Origin of the sequence: Lysinibacillus sp. G4S2 (assembly GCF_030348505.1) — a bacterium.
Taxonomy (GTDB): domain Bacteria; phylum Bacillota; class Bacilli; order Bacillales_A; family Planococcaceae; genus Lysinibacillus.
In genome coordinates this window covers 4,359,242-4,376,684 of record NZ_JAUCFJ010000002.1, presented here as the reverse complement: position 1 = coordinate 4,376,684, position 17,443 = coordinate 4,359,242, and the positions used below count along the sequence as shown (strand labels likewise).

Genomic DNA, 17,443 nt, shown 5'->3' with positions numbered 1-17,443 from the left:
TTCTATTTGAAAATAGAAAAATGTTTTACAATTCCGGCTATTTAACAAACTGTATATTCTCGCAACTGTTTATGATAAATTACTAATGTTACATCGGAAAAAGACAGTTGTTTTTTTAAGGAGGACAATACAGTGAAACTTAAATTTGGTCTATTGGCAAAAATTATTGTCGCTATTTCATTGGCGGTAATACTTGGAAACTTTATGCCAGAGCCAGTTGTACGTATATTTGCAACATTTAATGGTTTATTCGGTAATTTTTTGAATTTTGTTGTACCACTTATTATTATTGCATTTATAGCTCCAGGCATTGCTCAGCTTGGAAAAGGCTCAGGAAAACTATTAGGTTTGGCAACATTCTTTGCTTATTTCTCAACAATCATTGCAGGTATACTCGCCTTTTTTGTAGCGCGAAATGTGTTGCCTAATTTCATTTCAAATGGTGCTATAGAAAGCATGAAAAACCCTGAGGAATTTTTAGCGCAGGCATTCTTTAAAGTTGACATGCCGCCAATAATGGATGTGATGGCGGCATTAATTTTTGCATTTATTGTAGGTATTGGTATGGCCGCTGTTCAAAGTGATGTTATGAAACGTGGCTTTGAAGAGTTTAATATTATTATTGAAAAATTGATTTCGTTTGTTATTATTCCACTTTTACCATTCCATATTTTCGGTATCTTCTTGAACATGACATTCGGTGGTCAAGTAGCAAAAATCTTATCCGTTTTCGCAATTGTATTCGTGCTAATAATTGTGATGCATTGGGTAATATTACTAGTGCAATATACAGCTGCGGGAATTTTAAATAAGAAAAATCCACTCATGTTGCTTCGAACTATGTTGCCTGCCTATTTCACAGCGTTAGGCACACAATCTTCAGCAGCAACGATTCCGGTGACGTTACAACAAGCAAAAAAAGCAGGAGCTTCAGAAAAAGTAGCGAATTTTACAGTCCCGCTGTTTGCCACTATTCATTTATCGGGTAGTACGATTACATTAGTGACATGTTCTTTAGGTGTCATGATGATGAACGGCATGGATATAAGCTTTGCACAATATATAGGCTTTATTTTTATGTTAGGTATTACAATGGTTGCCGCACCAGGTGTCCCAGGGGGAGCTGTCATGGCAGCAATTGGTTTATTAAAAACAATGCTTGGCTTCGACGAAACAATGGTTGCACTTATGATAGCATTGTACCTAGCGCAAGATAGCTTCGGTACAGCTACAAATGTAACTGGAGATGGTGCATTAGCCATGATTGTAGATCGTTTTAACAAAAAAACGAATTAGTAAATATCAGGTTAGGGATAGGGTTATCAGAGTGACGGATTGATTGCAAGTGGCGGAAGAATTGCTAGAGCGACGGATAGGATTATCAAAGCGACGGAAAGAATAGTCAGAGCGACGGAAAGAATGTCCAGTGACGGATAGAATCGTCAAAGCGACGGAAAGAACCGCCAGAGCGACGGATAGAATTATCAAAGCGACGGAAAGAATGTCCAGCGACGGATAGAATCATCCAAGCGACGGATAGAACAGCCAGAGCGACGGATAGAATCATCCAAGCGACGGAAAGAATGTCCAGCGACGGATAGGATCATCAAAGCGACGGAAAGAACAGCCAGAGCGACGGATAGAATCATCCAAGCGACGGAAAGAATGGCCAGCGACGGATAGGGTCATCAAAGCGACGGAAAGAACAGCCAGAGCGACGGATAGAATTATCAAAGCGACGGAAAGAATGTCCAGCGACGGATAGGGTCATCAAAGCGACGGAAAGAACAGCCAGAGCGACGGATAGAATTATCAAAGCGACGGAAAGAATGTCCAGCGACGGATAGGATCATCAAAGCGACGGAAAGAACCGCCTGAGCGACGGATAGAATTATCAAAGCGACGGAAAGAATGTCCAGCGACGGATAGGGTCATCAAAGCGAAGGATAGATTTATCAAAGCGCGGATAGAAACGTCAAAATCGTGGATAGGATCGCCAAATTCGTGGATAGAACAGCCAAAACCGTGGATAGAACCGCCGAAATGCCGGATAGAACAGTCAATCTGAAGGATAGAATATACTTAAGCCCCAAAAAATCGCCAGCAATGGCGATTTTTTTTATTGGAATTGAGAAGTTCGTAATGCAGTCTAAAACTATATTAGATGATAATCTTCAATGCTAATTCCATTGATAAAAAGCTAACGAGTACATTTCTAATAATTAATCCGATTCCCTAGTTATTTAAGATAAAAAAGTTTCCGACAAATAGTTACAGTTTTATTTGTGGAAAAATTAATAATAGTACGAGTTTATGTAGAAATTTATCATAAAATGTATAGTTCTAAAGGAATGTGTTGTGTGTTTATCTAGAAAAATTCATGTTTTTGTAGTTATTTTTACTCCTTATGTAGAATTTGTTTAGAAAACGTTTAGTTTAACTTGGTACTATGTATTTATCTTATAGGTATATATCCCGAATTTAGGGATTAAATGACTAAGGGTGTGCGTGAAGATGAGGGGGAGTATTGGAAAAAGAAGGAAATGTAAATGGAATTAGCTATTGCAGAGTAGTTTTTTGGGTGCGTTGTTAAAAATTACTAATTTTAGACGAAGGGGAAATTGTTTATGGGGATCAGAATTGAGTCGCTAGAGTTAGATTTATCAAAAAAAATCGAAATAAGAAAGGCAACAATTGGAGTTGTTGGACTTGGTTATGTAGGGCTCCCACTTGCGTTGCAAATCGTTAATAAGGGTTTTCAAGTAATTGGATTCGATAAGGACGATGAAAAAATTTCTAAATTAAGAAGCGGTGATAGCTATATTGCTGATATGTCTAATGCAATCATTGAAAAAGCAGTTAATGAAGAGAAGTTTGAGCCGACAAATGATTTTTCTAAACTTGCATATGTAGATGTCATTATTATTTGTGTACCGACGCCTACGACTGCAGATGGAACACCTAATATTTCATATATTGTAGACGCAGCCAATGCAGTCGAACAAAACATGTCCTCCAATACTTTAATTATTCTTGAAAGTACAACTTACCCTGGAACAACAGAAGAGATCGTTAAACCAATCTTAGAAAAAAGCAATTTTGTTATTGGGCAGGATATATTTTTAGCTTATTCTCCTGAACGTGTGGACCCTGGAAACTTAAATTTTTCAGTTTCGAATACGCCTAAAGTAGTTGGCGGCATATCAGCAGCTTGTTTAGAAGTTTCCAAGCATTTTTATGAAACAGTGATTAATACAAATGTGTTTGCTGTAACAAGTCCAAAGGTTGCTGAAATGGAAAAGTTATTAGAAAATACGTTTCGTCAAATTAATATTGCTCTCGTCAATGAATTAAGTCAGATTTGCCATAAGATGGATGTTGATGTGTGGGAAGTTATTGAAGCAGCTTCAACAAAGCCTTATGGTTTTATGCCATTTGCTCCCGGCCCTGGAGTTGGTGGTCATTGCATACCGGTGGACCCTAAATATTTATTATGGGCTGGTCAGCAACATGGTATTTCTGCAACATTAATCGAGACGGCAGATAAAATTAATGTTTCCATGCCAAGCTTTGTTGTTGAAAGACTAGAAAATTACTTAAATGCGCAGGAGAAAGAGATAGGTGACGCGGAGATTCTAGTGATTGGAGTCACGTATAAGCCAGATATTAATGATTTTCGTGAATCACCAGCACTGCATGTTATTGACAAATTAAAGGACAAGCAGTGTGGCCTAAATGTTGTTGATCCATTTATTGAAACATTTACAGTTGGTAATTACAGGTTTAACACAGTGTCACTTACAAAAGAATTAGTTCAAAAAGCAGATGCTGTAGTCATTTTAACGAATCATACACCTATTGAATATTCATTGATTGATCAATATGCTGCTTTAATTTTTGATACACGCAATACCCATTATTTATTTAAAAGTGAAAATTATTACAAATTATAAGGGGAGATTTTTTTGAAATGAGACGACTAAAATTATGTAGTCTATTATTCATTTTATTTTTAACTGGGTGTCAAACGTCTGCTCAAACTAATCAAGCTAAACCAGTTGATTCAGCAATCGAGATAAAAGAACATGATGGAACGATGAGTGATATTTATAGTCATGCAAGTATTCTTAGTCCAAAAGTAGCGTTAACTTTTAATGGGCTTGCAGACAATGAAACAATGCAGAAACTATTAAAGGTATTAGATCAATTTAACATGAAGGCAACATTTTTTGTAGAAGGTACGCGAGTGGCACAGGATCCTGAGTTAGTGAAGGACATTTTAGCCAGAGGTCATGAGGTAGAAAATGGTACGTTGACGTTTTCTGATATGACTGATTTAAATTATGAAGAAACTTATAAAGAGATTTATTTAGCGAATGAAGTTTTTGAAGAGCAATTAGGTTATACACCAAAATACGTTCGCAGTCGTTCTGGTGATTCAACTGACAACATGCGTTTAGCAACGAAAACGCTCAATATGAAGGGAGTCGTAGAATCTTCCATTAATCCGAAAGATCGAAATATGCAAAGTGCTGAGGAAATACTAGATTATATTCGTCGTTTTATCAACAGTGGATCTGTCATTCATTTAAACACGTACATTAATCCTGCGATTATTGATGTTGTACCACTATTGTCTCAATTAGGAGAAGAAAAAGGATATGCTTTCTCTACATTAACAGACGTATTAGATGAACAATATTTAGTAAAATCGTTAGAGGAAATTGAAGGCTATGACGCTATTAAAATAAATCCGGATTACAAAAATGTTAAACCAAATATTTTCTACCGTAAAAATACCTCCAAAAAAGAAATTGCTTTAACCTTTGATGATTGGGCGAGTGAGGAGAGAGTTAAAGAAATTTTGGATGTTCTTGATAAGTATAACGTTAAATCCACATTCTTTTTAATTGGTAAAGGAGTGGAGAAGGATCCACAATTAGCGCGATTAATTGTTGAGAGAGGTCATGAGGTTGCAAGTCACTCTTATAATCACCTTGATGTTACAACAATGACACCGGAGGAACTACAAGAGGATGTCGTAATGGCACATAGGGCGCTAACATATGCCTTACAGGAAGAACCTTTGCTGTATTTCAGACCAAATAAAGGTGCTCTTAATGAAGAATCAGCGAAAATTATTGCCGCAACAGGTGTCAAATCGATTGCTCTGTACGATATAGCATCATTTGATTGGAATTTAGAATATACCGTTTCAGATATTTATAATCGTGTGATGAGTAGGGTTGGTCCAGGAAAGGTAATTGTTATGCACGTTTTAGACGGTACAAAAACAGTTGAGGCACTACCAGTAATCATTGAAAAACTGCAAAAAGATGGATATAGTTTTGCAAAAATGTCGACTTGGATTGAAGAAGATTCAAGTAAGGAAGTGAATTGATAATCATGAATGAGAAAAAAGAGGTTTTAACGATACCACGCTCTGATCGACGAATTTTATCGAATATTCCTGATCCAGAAAATGTACGAAGTCTCGTTAACCGCCGAGGTGCTTCTTATCAAAAAGAGGAAATCGATCCTACAGATGTCAATGAAATTTACTGTTTACAGCAGTTAAGTTTACGCTATAAAACTAATTTTGAAGTGCAAATTAAAAGAGGTAAGCAAAAGGTTAGTGATAAATATTACGCAGAGGATATTTCAGTTACAGGTATTCTTATATATTCAGATAGTCCTAATAATTTATTAATAAATGAAATTATAACGATGAAATTCACTATACCTGGTGGTGCGATGCCGGAGGGCTATGAATCTAGAGTAAAAATAAAGGCGAAAGTCGTGCGTCATTTTACGAAAGAAGTAGATGGCGTAACTAGGTGCTATTATGCATGTGAATTTTTACAGCATTTAAATGACTATATGACTAAAAAACGTTGGGGTCTATCAATCTTTGTGGCAAGTCTATTTCTATTGATTGTTTCTCTTATTGTTATGTTAATGAGGGCTGAAAGTGTTATTTATTTCAAATTTAATAAATTCCTATATCTATATAGTATTATTGCCGCAACATTTCTTTTAAGTAGATATTTATTCGGTATTTTCTATAGGAATGTACCGATAAATCCTAATTTTGAACCAGGCGTTTCTATTATTATACCAGTGTTTAACGAAGAACAATGGATTCATAGAACAGTTTTAAGCTGTATGAATCAGTATTACCCTGTAGATAAATTAGAGGTTATTGTAGTAGATGATTATTCAACAGATAGAACTGAGGAAAAAGCAAAAGAAATGATTGACTTTATTCATAATGAGGGTGAGCGATTTAAAACAAAGAATCGCTTAAGTTTTCATAAGCTACCTCAAAATGGTGGGAAACGTGAGGCTTTAGTGGCAGGAGTGCATCTTGCTAAACACGATTTAGTCGTTTTCGTAGATTCAGATAGTTTTTTAGAACCTCATGCTATTCGAAATTTAGTGCAGCCTTTCCAAGATCCTAAAATGGGCGGTGTGGCTGGAAGAACAGAGGTTGAAAATAAATTTACAAATGCTCTGACAAAATTGCAAACAGTTCGCTATTATATAGCCTTTCGGATAATGAAAGCTGCTGAGTCTTGGTTTGATACAGTAACTTGCTTATCTGGACCATTAGCATGTTATCGAAAAGAGCTTATTTTGAAAAATGAGACAGCATGGTTAAATCAAAAATTTCTTGGACAGCCTGCGACATTCGGGGATGATCGCAGTATGACAAACTATATTTTAAAAACACATCGAACAGGATATCAGGACAATGCTGTATGTTCTACAATTGTTCCTTCAGATACAAAAGTCTTTTTATCTCAACAAATGAGATGGAAACGATCATGGCTACGCGAATCGTTACGAGCATTTTTATTTATGTGGAAAAAGGAACCTTTCATGTTTCTTTTCTTCATTATCGGGTTAATCGTACCAATAGCAGCTCCTATTGTTGTTGTTTACAATCTAATTTATGTGCCAATTATGCATGGCGTTTTTCCAACCACATTTTTAATAGGCTTGTTATTGATGTCAATGCTAATGAGCTTGGCCCATCTTTTCTTTAGAAGAAGTAAGTTGTGGGCATTTGGCTTTATCTTTGTACTTTTTTATGAATTTATTTTGCTGTGGCAAATGCCTGTTGCATGGGTTACATTTTGGAAATCAACATGGGGTACGAGAGAAACACCTCAAGATGTCATGGCCAAAGAAAAGAAATTAGAAAAACAAAAATTACGAAAATCCCGAATTTCGATTCTAAAAATTAGAAAAATGGGTGAGAGGGAATGAGTGAAAAAAATATTGTATTAAATCCAGCTAAAAAAAATCGAAGGAAAGTAATACGATCCATTATTCAATTGATAATCGTTGTATTTTTAGCGGTTATTTTATTTCGTGTAGTATTTTTAACAGAAAAAAAGGTGGAGGAAACAGTTCCTTTAGAAAATAAAGATGGTTTCATCGCATTATCGTATTTTGGTGTGAGCAGAGGTGAATCTCCTAAATACGTATCTAAAGAGAATTTAAAAAAACAACTAGCATTACTTGAAAGTCAGGGCTATCAAACAATTACGCAGCAGGATGTTTTAGACTTTTATCAGAAAAACAAACCATTGCCAGAAAAAGCGTTGTATTTATCATTTGAAGATGGCCGTACAGATTCTAGTATATTCGCTCAAAACATTATGGAAGATTTAAATTATAATGCAACGATGTTTACGTACGCCAATAAAATGGACACACGTGATAATAAATTTTTAAAGCCGGAAGATTTATTACTCATGGAGGAAAGTGGATACTGGGAGTTGGGTTCTAATGGGTACCGTCTGACATATATAAATATCTATAACGATAAAGGACAGTCTTTAGGTGTGATAGATGAAAATAATGTGTCGAATAAAACGACTATCGAATATTATAATCATTATTTAATGGATTTCGTCCGCAATCAATATATGATTCCGAGTGAAACACGACAAGAAATGGAAAAACGTATTCAGAAAGATTACAAGCTAATGAATGATATTTATGAGGAGGAATTAGGAGAGGTTCCTAAGGCATATGCCATCATGCATGCAAACTCACTTTATAATAGTATGGATCCATTAGTAGAAAGTACGAATGATAAGCAAATTAAGGATATGTTTAGCATGCATTTTAATTTGGAGCGAGGGGCATATAATGATGCGGATGCAGATCTTTACAACTTAAGTAGATTACAAGTATCGCCGTATTGGTCTACAAATCATGTGATGATGAAGATCCGTCAAGCAAGTAAGCAAAATGTTGAATTTGAAGTCGGGGACCATGAACGGGCAAAAGAATGGTCTGTCATTAATAGTGCCGCAGAATTTGAAGAGAATGAGATTACTATAACATCAGCACCATCTAGTGAGGGGCGGATACTATTAAAGGAAGAACTTCCAGAGCAATATAATATAAACTTCGCTTTTAAAGGGAATGTCGTTGGACAACAATCTATTTATTTAAACTATGATGAAAAAAATAATAGTTATATTAGAATAGCGCTAATAGATAATGAGATTGTTGTTTCGGAAAAATTACCAGGAGCAGGTGTTGTAGAGAAGGAGCGTTTTCCTTTAAATGAAATACAGTGGAATGAAGAAGAGTATGCATTTAATAAGGCTACCGTATACGATTATCAGGATACGCAAAAAGGCTCTAGAATTGATGAGGAAGAGTACCCAAGAAACCTAACAAAAACAAGAGAATTTAACATTGCTGTCAATAAGGATAAAATAAAAATAGATATAGATAAGGAATTATCTAAGACAATTCAAGTAAATCCTGATATTCAAGGATCACAAATTGGATTTGGCGCGTTGTTCAGCAAAAAAGAAACTTCGCATGAACAGTATGCAGATGATATTTACGATACAATCATCGAAAATATATTGATTACCGATGTTAACGATCATACACTTTTTACTAACCAATACACGAATTTCGATAAAGTAAAACATAAAACGATGACCTTATTTAATAACGTTGTTGACTTCTTTATTGAAACCTTCTAAATCGGGGGGATCTAGATTCAAGTGAAAAAAATTTTGGGGTTTATCTGTATAACACTGCTACTAATTATCACAGCTTGTAGTGATAGCAAAGAAGCACCTGTTGAGGTGAAAGAAGGGTTGAAGAATAAAAACAAGCTTCAATTATCCATATGGTTACCCGAATGGCAAAAAAACTCTGCCATCGAGGATGTGAAAAATTCACAACAGGGCTTACAGGATATTCGCGTTTTTGGTGCTTATTTTAATAGTAATGATCAATTATTATTAACGGAAGATGCGATAGAAATGTTAAAACAAACACAGCAACAATTTAATGAAACGCATAATATTATACTAACGTTAATTAACGATTATATTACAGATAACTCCCCTTCTGTTCAGAAGGATAGTGCGTTATTGCATCGATTGTTACAAGATACGTCATCAAGGCAACAACATATCGATAATATTATGCAGGTTGTTGAACAGTATGACGTGGATGGTATTGAAATTGATTATGAAAAGATAGCTAAAGAGGACATCCCTAAGTATGTACTTTTCTTAGAGGAACTGTATAAACAGCTATCGAAAAAGGATATATCATTACATGTCGTACTAGAGCCCCGCTTCCCATTTAAAGTGAAATTACCAGATGGACCTAACTATACAGTGATGGCTTATAATGTGCACGGATATCATAGTGGTCCAGGTGCAAAGGCAACTTTTTCATTTTTAGATGACTTACTAAAAAAAATTGGGAAGTCCAATCAAAACTTAGCAATTGCCTTTGCAACGGGCGGATTTGAATGGATGAATCAAGGCAAAACAGTTGCTTTAACAGAGATAGAGGCAGAGGAATTACTGAACAAAACGAAAGCAGTTAAACAACGCGACAAAGCAAGTGGTGCAGCATATTTCACCTATTTAGATGAACAAAATGTTACGCATGAAATCTGGTACGCCGATCAGGAAACGCTTGAACAATGGACAGCCTATGTGCAAAAGAAAAGCTATCATGACGTTGTTTTATGGCGCGCCGGAGGTCTAAGCTCAAAAACGTTACAATGGATTGGCAAACAATCAGCGGAGTGACGGGCAGAGCAGCAAAGTCGTGGATAGAAACACTGAAGTGGCGGATAGAGCAGCCGAAATCGTGGATAGAATAGCCAAAGTGGCGGATAGAGCAGTCAAAGCGAGAAAAAATAGTTGAAGTGACAGATGGAATAGCCAGAGCGACGGATAGGATTATCAAAGCGACGGAAAGAATTATCAAAACGACGGAAAGAATTATCAAAACGACGGATAGAACCGCAAGTGACGGATAGAATCATCAAAGTGACGGATAGAACAGCCAGAGCGACGGATAGGATTATCAAAACGACGGATAAAATCGCAAGCGACGGATAGGGTCATCAAAACGACGGATAGAATCGCCAGAACGACGGATAGAATTATCAAAACGACGGATAGAACAGCCGAAGACGTGGATAGAAACGCCAAAGTCGTGGATAGAAACGCCGAAATCGTGGATAGAACAGCCAAAATCGTGGATAGAAACGCCAAAGTCGTGGATAGAACAGCCGAAATCGTGGATAGAACCGTCAAAGTCGTGGATAGAATAGCTGAAGTCGTGGATAGAATCGCCGAAGTGGCGGATAGAGCAGTCAAAGCGACGGAAAGAATAGTCGAAGTGACGGATAGAAGAGCCAGAGCGACGGAAAGAACGCAAAGTGGCGGATAGAACAGCCAAAGTCGTGGATAGAAACGCTAAAGTCGTGGATAGAACAGCCAAAATCGTGGATAGAAACGCTAAAGTCGTGGATAGAACAGCCAAAGACGTGGATAGAAACGCTAAAGTCGTGGATAGAGTAGCCAAAATCGTGGATAGAATCGCCAAAGCGACGGATAGAATCATCAAAGTGATGGAAAGAACAGCCAGAACGACGGATAGAATCATCAAAGCGAAGGATAGAACCGTCGAAGTGACGGATAGAACGCAAAGTGGCGGATAGAACAGCCAAAGTCGTGGATAGAATCGCCGAAGTGACGGATAGAATCATCAAAGCGACGGAAAGAACAGCCAGAACGACGGATAGAATCATCAAAGTGACGGAAAGAACAGCCAGAATGCCGGATAGAATCATCAAAGCGACGGATAGAACCGTCGAAGTGACGGAAAGAACAGTTAAAACGACGGATAGGATTATCGAAGTGACAGATAGAATCACATAAGCCTAAAAAAATCGCCAGCTAAGGCGATTTTTTTTATTGGAATTGAGAAGTTCCTAATGAAATCTAAAATCGCAAGTGACGGAAAGAATCGCCAGAGCGACGGATAGAATTATCAAAGCGACGGATAGGACTATTGAAGCGACGGATAGAATTGCCAGAGCGACGGAAAGAACCGCAAGCGACGGATAGAATTGCCAGAGCGACGGAAAGAACCGCAAGCGACGGATAGAATCATCAAAACGACGGAAAGAACCGCCAGAACGACGGATAGAATCATCAAAGCGAACGATAGAACCGTCGAAGTGACGGATAGAAACGCCAAAGTCGTGGATAGAACCGCCGAAATCGTGGATAGAACCGCCAAAGTGACGGAAAGAACCACCAGCCAGACAAATAGAATCACCTAAACCCCAAAAAAATCGCCAGCTAAGGCGATTTTTTTATTGGAATTGAGAAAGGCGTGAAAAGAAGTTCGTGACAAAGTCTAAAAATATTTTTTCTGATGGTGCAATTTCACGATTTACGGGTGAAATTATGCCCACTGTTCTTGGAATCGTAGGTGATTTAATTGGCACCTTTACTGTGAAGCGGGCAGCTGAATCATACAGGGAGCTTTCTGGTAATAGGCTGACTCCAATGCCTGCAGCGACAAGACCTTTTAGGGCATCTAAGTCCTCACCCTCAGAGATGACGTTTGGCAAGAAGCCGGCAGCTCGACAGGCATCCATAGCTACTTTATGTAAAATATAGCCATCTGGGAATAAGACAAATAAGTCGTTACGTAAATCGGCAAGTTGAATACTTTCCCTTTTGGCTAGTGGATGTTTTGCTGGTAGTAAAGCGGCGATGTTTTCAGTAAACAAAATAGTTGATTGAATCGCTTCATCCTTTGGTGGAAGAGGGCCTAAAAATGCTAAATTTAATTCGCGATTTTTGACTGCATCAATTAAAAAACGATAGGAGCCTTGACGGAGCTGGAATTGCAAGTCTGGATATTCACGTTTGAAGGCGGAGATAACAGTTGGCAATACATAGCTAGCCAAGCTTGTTGGAAAACCGATTTTTATCGTACCTTTAGCAGGATCTAAATATTCCTCAACTTGCTTTGCGGCAAAATCAATGGCTTTTAGAGCGGTAATTGTGTGCTCAAGAAACGTTTTGCCGATTGGTGTCAATTTAACATTTCGTCCTACTCGTTCAAAGAGTGATGTGCCTAATTCATCTTCTAGATTAGCAATTTGTCGGCTAATTGCAGATTGAGCAACATGAAGATGTTCAGCAGCCTCTGAAATGTGTTCACGCTCAGCAACTTCAACAAAATAACGTAATTGACGTAACTCCACTAAATATTCACCTCTATTAATCGAAAAATACGATTGATTATACCTCAATTATATACTATTTAAGATGAAAATGATCGTAAATGTTAACTGTGCGAATTAAATGAAGGGATACCTCAGCAGCCTCATTAAAGCGTAGGGAAGTGAAAAAATTAAGATAGATTAAAAGAAATTGCATTACCTTCAAATATTTATTTTGGTTCATCAACAAAAGTTGGGGCAAGGTATTTTAATTGATCTTCGTTCTGGCTGGGCTACTCCTTGGGGTAGCGTTACAGATAAGACCCTGGAGCGTAAGTGAGTAGAGGAACGAAGGCTAAAAGCATCACGTCCTGTGATAACGCCTTCGTGACAACATCGTGCTGTTGTCGCTGCCGCTCCGTATGCACTACGCTTTCGTACAAAAGAAACCCTGTTGCTGCCGCTCCGTATGCACTACGCTTTCGCACAAAGAAACCCTGTTGCTGCCGCTCCGTATGCACTACGCTTTCGCACAAAGAAACCCTGTTGCTGCCGCTCCGTATGCACTACGCTTTCGCACAGGAGAAACCCTGTTGCTGCCGCTCCGTATGCACTACGCTTTCGCACAGAAGAAACCTTGTTGCTGCCGCTCCGTATGCACTGCGCTTTCGCACAGAAGAAACCCTGTTGCTGCCGCTCCGTATGCACTACGCTTTCGCACAGGAGAAACCCTATTGCTGCCGCTCCGCTTTTAATTTCACCAACTAGCACTCTAGAAATTTCTTTCCCTTAATTGATTCCATTCTAATCAAAAAGGTTATAGTATAGATGTTGTTATTTATGCATAATTGTCACAAAACCGCTACAATTAGCGCTTCCTGCGAGGTTTCCACTATGTTGCTAGATGAAATTCATTCTCAATTAGCGTTGATTTATTGAAAATGAAGGAAGTCGATTCTCATTGTCAATAACGATTGACAATAATCTGAAAATGCTTACAAAGTCTTTGTTTTTAAGGATTATATCAAAGGACAGTGAAAGTGATTGAAATGGTTTGCATAGAGAACGATTTTCAGTTAAGATTAGAATGATGATAATTAAGGAATGGTTCACCATTCACTGAACACACTATGGAGGTATTTTCATGTCAATTTTAGTTATTAAAGATCTTCACGTTGAAATCGACGGGAAAGAGATTTTAAAAGGCGTAAACCTTACGATCAATACAAATGAAATTCACGCAATCATGGGACCAAACGGAACTGGTAAATCAACACTAGCTTCTGCAATTATGGGTCACCCTAAATATGAAGTAACTTCTGGTACAGTTGAGCTTGATGGCGAAAATGTACTTGAAATGGAAGTAGACGAGCGTGCTCAAGCAGGTCTATTCTTAGCAATGCAATATCCTTCTGAAATTGCGGGTGTAACAAATGCTGATTTCTTACGTTCAGCTATTAATGCACGTCGTGAAGAAGGCGATGAAATTTCACTAATGAAATTTATCCGTGAATTAGATAAAAACATGGAATTCCTTGAAATGAATGAAGATATGGCACAACGTTATTTAAACGAAGGTTTCTCTGGCGGTGAGAAAAAACGTAACGAAATTCTTCAATTAATGATGATTAAACCAACTTTCGCTATTTTAGATGAAATTGACTCTGGTCTTGATATTGATGCGCTTAAAGTTGTATCAAAAGGTATCAATGCAATGCGTGGTGAAGGTTTTGGTTGCTTAATGATCACTCACTACCAACGCCTACTTAATTACATTACTCCAGACCATGTACACGTAATGATGCAAGGTCGTGTTGTTAAATCAGGTGGCGAAGAATTAGCACAACGTTTAGAAGCGGAAGGCTATGACTGGATTAAAAAAGAATTAGGTATCGAAGAAGAAACAGAAGAACAAGAAGCATAAGAGGGAGGACGAACTAGCATGACAGTGGAACTTAACTTGCCTGTAACGGTACAGGACGTGCGCTCGTTCTCAGAAGCAAACGGTGAACCGGCTTGGTTTACAGAGCTTCGCGCGGCAGCACTAGACAAAGTAACTGGTTTAGATATGCCAAAACCAGACAGAACAAATATTACAAAATGGGATTTCTTGAATTTCCCAACTCATACAGTTGATAGTGAAGGATTTGCTTCACTTGATGCATTACCAGAAGAAGCAAAAGGTTTAATTGATCTTGAGGCTCAAGAAAATCTTTATGTTCAACGTAATAACACACCTGCTTTCATTAAAACATCACAAGAACTAGCTGATAAAGGTGTTATTTTTACAGATATTTTAACAGCGATTCGTGAGCATGGAGACCTTGTTAAAAAGTACTTTATGACAGAAGCTGTAAAAGTTGATGAGCATAAATTAACAGCGCTTCATGCGGCACTTGTTAATGGTGGTGTGTTCGTATACGTACCGAAAAATGTAATTATTGAACAGCCGCTTCAAGTTGTATTCTTAAACGATAACGCAGAAGCTTCATTATATAACCACGTGTTAGTTGTAGCTGAAGCAAATTCAGCTGTAACGTATGTTGAAACATATATTTCAACAGTTGAAGAAGCAAAAGGTCAAGCAAATATTATTGCAGAAGTAGTCGTTCAAGATAATGCACAAGTTACTTACGGTGCGGTTGATGTACTTGCAAAAGGATATACTACTTATGTTAATCGCCGCGCGCGTTTAGCTCGTGATGCGAAAGTAGATTGGGCTCTTGGCTTAATGAATGATTCAGATACTATTTCTGAAAACATTACACATCTAATCGGTGACGGTTCTCATGCTGACACAAAAACAGTAGTTGTTGGTCGCGGTGAACAAAAACTTAACTTTACTACTGAAGTTCGTCACTGGGGTAAAAACTCAAATGGTCATATCTTAAAGCATGGTGTCATGAAAGACGCAGCACAATCAATCTTTAACGGTATTGGTTACATCGAACAAGGTGCGACAAAAGCTGATGCACAACAAGAATCACGTGTATTAATGCTTTCTGAAAAAGCTCGTGGCGATGCAAACCCAATTCTATTAATCGATGAAGACGATGTAACAGCAGGACACGCAGCATCTGTTGGTCGAGTTGATCCACTACAACTTTACTATTTAATGAGTCGTGGTATTTCGAAAGCAGAAGCAGAGCGCCTTGTTATCCATGGATTCCTTGCGCCAGTTGTTACGCAATTACCAATCGAAGGCGTACAAAAGCAACTGACGGAGGTTATTGAAAGGAAAGTTCGCTAATGATGAATAAAGACATTAAAAGCTATTTCCCGATTTTAGATCAGGAAGTAAACGGTCATAAGCTTGTTTACCTTGATAGCGCAGCAACTTCTCAAAAACCTATTCAAGTGATAGAAGCAATGAAGCATTATTATGAATTCGATAATTCTAATGTTCACCGTGGTGTGCACACATTGGGAAATCGTGCTACTGATAAGTATGAAGGAGCACGTGAAAAGGTTCGTAAGTTTATCAATGCTAACTCAACAGAAGAAATTATTTTTACTCGCGGTACTACAACTGCTTTAAATACAGTAGCAGCAAGTTATGGTCGTGCTAATGTTGCTGAGGGTGATGAAATTGTTATCACTCACATGGAGCACCACTCTAATATTATTCCTTGGCAACAGCTAGCAAAGGAAAAAAATGCAACGCTGAAATATATTGAGCTTGAAGCAGATGGCACGCTTAACTTAGAAAAGGTTCGTGCGACAATTACACCTAAAACAAAAATTGTGTCGGTGTCAATGGCGTCAAACGTCCTTGGAACGATTAATCCAATTAAAGAAATTGCTCAAATTGCGCATGCAAACGGTGCTGTAATGGTAGCCGATGGGGCACAAGCAGCGCCACATATGAAAATCGATGTGCAAGATCTGGATGTAGATTTCTTAGGGTTCTCAGGTCATAAAATGTGCGGACCAACTGGAATAGGTGTACTATATGGTAAAAAGGAACACCTTGAAAAGATGGAGCCAATTGAATTTGGTGGCGAAATGATTGACTTTGTTGGACTTTACGAGTCAACGTGGAAAGAATTACCGTGGAAGTTTGAAGGTGGAACGCCTATTATTGCAGGTGCAGTAGGTTTAGGAGCCGCTATTGATTTCTTAACTGAAATTGGGTTAGATCATATTGCGGAGCATGAGCATAAGCTTGCAGGCTACGCAATGGATCAGCTTGAAACTATTGACGGACTTAAAATTTTCGGCCCACGTGACCCAATGAAGCGTTGTGGACTTGTAACATTTAACTTAGACGATGTACATCCACATGATGTGGCAACGGTTCTTGATATGAACGGTATTGCTGTTCGTGCAGGACATCATTGCGCACAGCCACTAATGAAATGTCTTCAACAAGTTGCAACAGCGCGTGCAAGCTTCTATCTGTATAACACAGAGGAAGATATTGACCGCCTAGTTGCAGGGTTACGTTCTGCGAAGGAGTATTTTGGCGATGTCTTTTAATAATTTAGATCAACTATATCGATCAGTCATTATGGATCATTATAAAAATCCTCGTAATAAAGGATCAATTGAAGAAGATGCTGTAACGATTGATATGAACAATCCAACTTGTGGTGACCGTATTCACTTAACGCTTAAAGTGACTGACGGTGTTGTAGAGGATGCGAAGTTTGACGGTGAAGGCTGCTCAATTTCGATGTCTTCTGCATCAATGATGACTCAGCTTATCAAAGGGAAAAAGGTTGAGGAAGCATTAGAGCTTGCTGATATCTTCTCTAAAATGATGATGGGTGAAGACTATAGCGAAAAATATGACCTTGAGGATGTTGAGGCACTACAAGGTGTTTCTCAATTCCCTGCACGTATTAAATGTGCGACATTAGCTTGGAAAGCGATGGAAAAAGGCGTAAAGTAATAAATTTATCCCGATAA

At 38.0% G+C, this 17,443-nt stretch carries 22 protein-coding genes; 10 read left to right on the top strand and 12 right to left on the bottom strand.

The window, feature by feature from the left end:
* Positions 1-132: 132 nt before the first annotated feature.
* Positions 133-1,296: a dicarboxylate/amino acid:cation symporter gene (locus tag QUF91_RS22360; protein ID WP_285398912.1), complete on the top strand. Its 1,164-nt coding sequence runs from the start codon at positions 133-135 to the stop codon at positions 1,294-1,296.
* A 6-nt stretch (positions 1,297-1,302) separates the two neighbouring features.
* On the opposite strand, the gene QUF91_RS22355 is transcribed toward QUF91_RS22360, so the two are convergent.
* Genes QUF91_RS22355 through QUF91_RS22335 form a run of 5 tightly spaced genes read right to left on the bottom strand, consistent with a single transcriptional unit; the run spans position 1,303 to position 2,093 of the window.
* Complete coding sequence (locus QUF91_RS22355; protein WP_289419366.1) at positions 1,303-1,488, bottom strand: hypothetical protein; 186 nt, start codon at positions 1,486-1,488, stop codon at positions 1,303-1,305.
* The gene (locus tag QUF91_RS22350) at positions 1,485-1,649 is read right to left on the bottom strand and encodes a hypothetical protein (protein ID WP_289419365.1); all 165 of its coding nucleotides are present in this window, start codon (positions 1,647-1,649) and stop codon (positions 1,485-1,487) included. Before QUF91_RS22350 ends, QUF91_RS22355 begins: the two co-directional genes overlap by 4 nt.
* On the bottom strand, positions 1,646-1,816 hold the full coding sequence (locus QUF91_RS22345) for a hypothetical protein (protein ID WP_289419364.1): 171 nt from the start codon (positions 1,814-1,816) through the stop codon (positions 1,646-1,648). Before QUF91_RS22345 ends, QUF91_RS22350 begins: the two co-directional genes overlap by 4 nt.
* Positions 1,813-1,959 (bottom strand): hypothetical protein, encoded by a 147-nt coding sequence (locus tag QUF91_RS22340; protein WP_289419363.1) that lies wholly within the window; start codon positions 1,957-1,959, stop codon positions 1,813-1,815. The genes QUF91_RS22345 and QUF91_RS22340 overlap by 4 nt, the downstream gene beginning before the upstream one ends.
* Positions 1,956-2,093, bottom strand: a complete 138-nt coding sequence (locus QUF91_RS22335) for a hypothetical protein (RefSeq protein WP_289419362.1) — start codon at positions 2,091-2,093, stop codon at positions 1,956-1,958. Before QUF91_RS22335 ends, QUF91_RS22340 begins: the two co-directional genes overlap by 4 nt.
* Positions 2,094-2,627: 534 nt before the next feature.
* Between QUF91_RS22335 and QUF91_RS22330 the strand changes: the two genes are divergently transcribed.
* Genes QUF91_RS22330 through QUF91_RS22310 form a run of 5 tightly spaced genes read left to right on the top strand, consistent with a single transcriptional unit; the run spans position 2,628 to position 10,091 of the window.
* Positions 2,628-3,953: a nucleotide sugar dehydrogenase gene (locus QUF91_RS22330; protein WP_289419361.1), complete on the top strand. Its 1,326-nt coding sequence runs from the start codon at positions 2,628-2,630 to the stop codon at positions 3,951-3,953.
* 17 nt (positions 3,954-3,970) lie between these two features.
* Positions 3,971-5,401, top strand: a complete 1,431-nt coding sequence (locus tag QUF91_RS22325; RefSeq protein ID WP_289419360.1) for a polysaccharide deacetylase family protein — start codon at positions 3,971-3,973, stop codon at positions 5,399-5,401.
* 5 nt (positions 5,402-5,406) lie between these two features.
* Positions 5,407-7,272, top strand: coding sequence for a glycosyltransferase (locus QUF91_RS22320; RefSeq protein WP_289419359.1), 1,866 nt, complete (start codon positions 5,407-5,409; stop codon positions 7,270-7,272).
* Positions 7,269-9,020, top strand: a complete 1,752-nt coding sequence (locus QUF91_RS22315; RefSeq protein WP_289419358.1) for a polysaccharide deacetylase family protein — start codon at positions 7,269-7,271, stop codon at positions 9,018-9,020. The genes QUF91_RS22320 and QUF91_RS22315 overlap by 4 nt, the downstream gene beginning before the upstream one ends.
* Before the next feature lie 21 nt (positions 9,021-9,041).
* The gene (locus QUF91_RS22310) at positions 9,042-10,091 is read left to right on the top strand and encodes a glycosyl hydrolase family 18 protein (protein ID WP_289419357.1); all 1,050 of its coding nucleotides are present in this window, start codon (positions 9,042-9,044) and stop codon (positions 10,089-10,091) included.
* 95 nt (positions 10,092-10,186) lie between these two features.
* Here QUF91_RS22310 and QUF91_RS22305 read toward each other — a convergent pair whose 3' ends face one another.
* The 7 genes from QUF91_RS22305 to QUF91_RS22275 form a co-directional block, all read right to left on the bottom strand.
* Positions 10,187-10,375, bottom strand: a complete 189-nt coding sequence (locus tag QUF91_RS22305; RefSeq protein ID WP_289419356.1) for a hypothetical protein — start codon at positions 10,373-10,375, stop codon at positions 10,187-10,189.
* A complete protein-coding gene (locus tag QUF91_RS22300) occupies positions 10,372-10,728 on the bottom strand; it encodes a hypothetical protein (RefSeq protein ID WP_289419355.1) in 357 nt (118 codons plus the stop codon). The genes QUF91_RS22305 and QUF91_RS22300 overlap by 4 nt, the downstream gene beginning before the upstream one ends.
* Entirely contained in the window at positions 10,664-11,227 is a 564-nt protein-coding gene (locus tag QUF91_RS22295; protein WP_289419354.1) for a hypothetical protein, read from the bottom strand. Before QUF91_RS22295 ends, QUF91_RS22300 begins: the two co-directional genes overlap by 65 nt.
* 134 nt (positions 11,228-11,361) lie before the next feature.
* A complete protein-coding gene (locus tag QUF91_RS22290) occupies positions 11,362-11,634 on the bottom strand; it encodes a hypothetical protein (RefSeq protein ID WP_289419353.1) in 273 nt (90 codons plus the stop codon).
* A 37-nt stretch (positions 11,635-11,671) separates the two neighbouring features.
* Positions 11,672-12,574: a glutamate biosynthesis transcriptional regulator GltC gene (gene gltC / locus QUF91_RS22285; RefSeq protein WP_285399603.1), complete on the bottom strand. Its 903-nt coding sequence runs from the start codon at positions 12,572-12,574 to the stop codon at positions 11,672-11,674.
* Positions 12,575-12,843: 269 nt separating this feature from the next.
* Positions 12,844-13,020, bottom strand: coding sequence for a hypothetical protein (locus tag QUF91_RS22280; RefSeq protein ID WP_289419352.1), 177 nt, complete (start codon positions 13,018-13,020; stop codon positions 12,844-12,846).
* A complete protein-coding gene (locus QUF91_RS22275; RefSeq protein ID WP_289419351.1) occupies positions 13,007-13,159 on the bottom strand; it encodes a hypothetical protein in 153 nt (50 codons plus the stop codon). The genes QUF91_RS22280 and QUF91_RS22275 overlap by 14 nt, the downstream gene beginning before the upstream one ends.
* A 517-nt stretch (positions 13,160-13,676) precedes the next feature.
* Between QUF91_RS22275 and sufC the strand changes: the two genes are divergently transcribed.
* From sufC to sufU, 4 genes are read left to right on the top strand one after another with little or no spacing between them, the layout of a single operon-like run.
* On the top strand, positions 13,677-14,456 hold the full coding sequence (gene sufC / locus QUF91_RS22270; RefSeq protein ID WP_285399602.1) for a Fe-S cluster assembly ATPase SufC: 780 nt from the start codon (positions 13,677-13,679) through the stop codon (positions 14,454-14,456).
* A gap of 18 nt (positions 14,457-14,474) precedes the next feature.
* The gene (gene sufD / locus QUF91_RS22265; protein WP_285399601.1) at positions 14,475-15,782 is read left to right on the top strand and encodes a Fe-S cluster assembly protein SufD; all 1,308 of its coding nucleotides are present in this window, start codon (positions 14,475-14,477) and stop codon (positions 15,780-15,782) included.
* The gene (locus QUF91_RS22260; protein WP_285399600.1) at positions 15,782-17,011 is read left to right on the top strand and encodes a cysteine desulfurase; all 1,230 of its coding nucleotides are present in this window, start codon (positions 15,782-15,784) and stop codon (positions 17,009-17,011) included. The genes sufD and QUF91_RS22260 overlap by 1 nt, the downstream gene beginning before the upstream one ends.
* The gene (gene sufU / locus QUF91_RS22255) at positions 17,001-17,426 is read left to right on the top strand and encodes a Fe-S cluster assembly sulfur transfer protein SufU (RefSeq protein ID WP_289419350.1); all 426 of its coding nucleotides are present in this window, start codon (positions 17,001-17,003) and stop codon (positions 17,424-17,426) included. The genes QUF91_RS22260 and sufU overlap by 11 nt, the downstream gene beginning before the upstream one ends.
* Positions 17,427-17,443 lie beyond the last annotated feature (17 nt).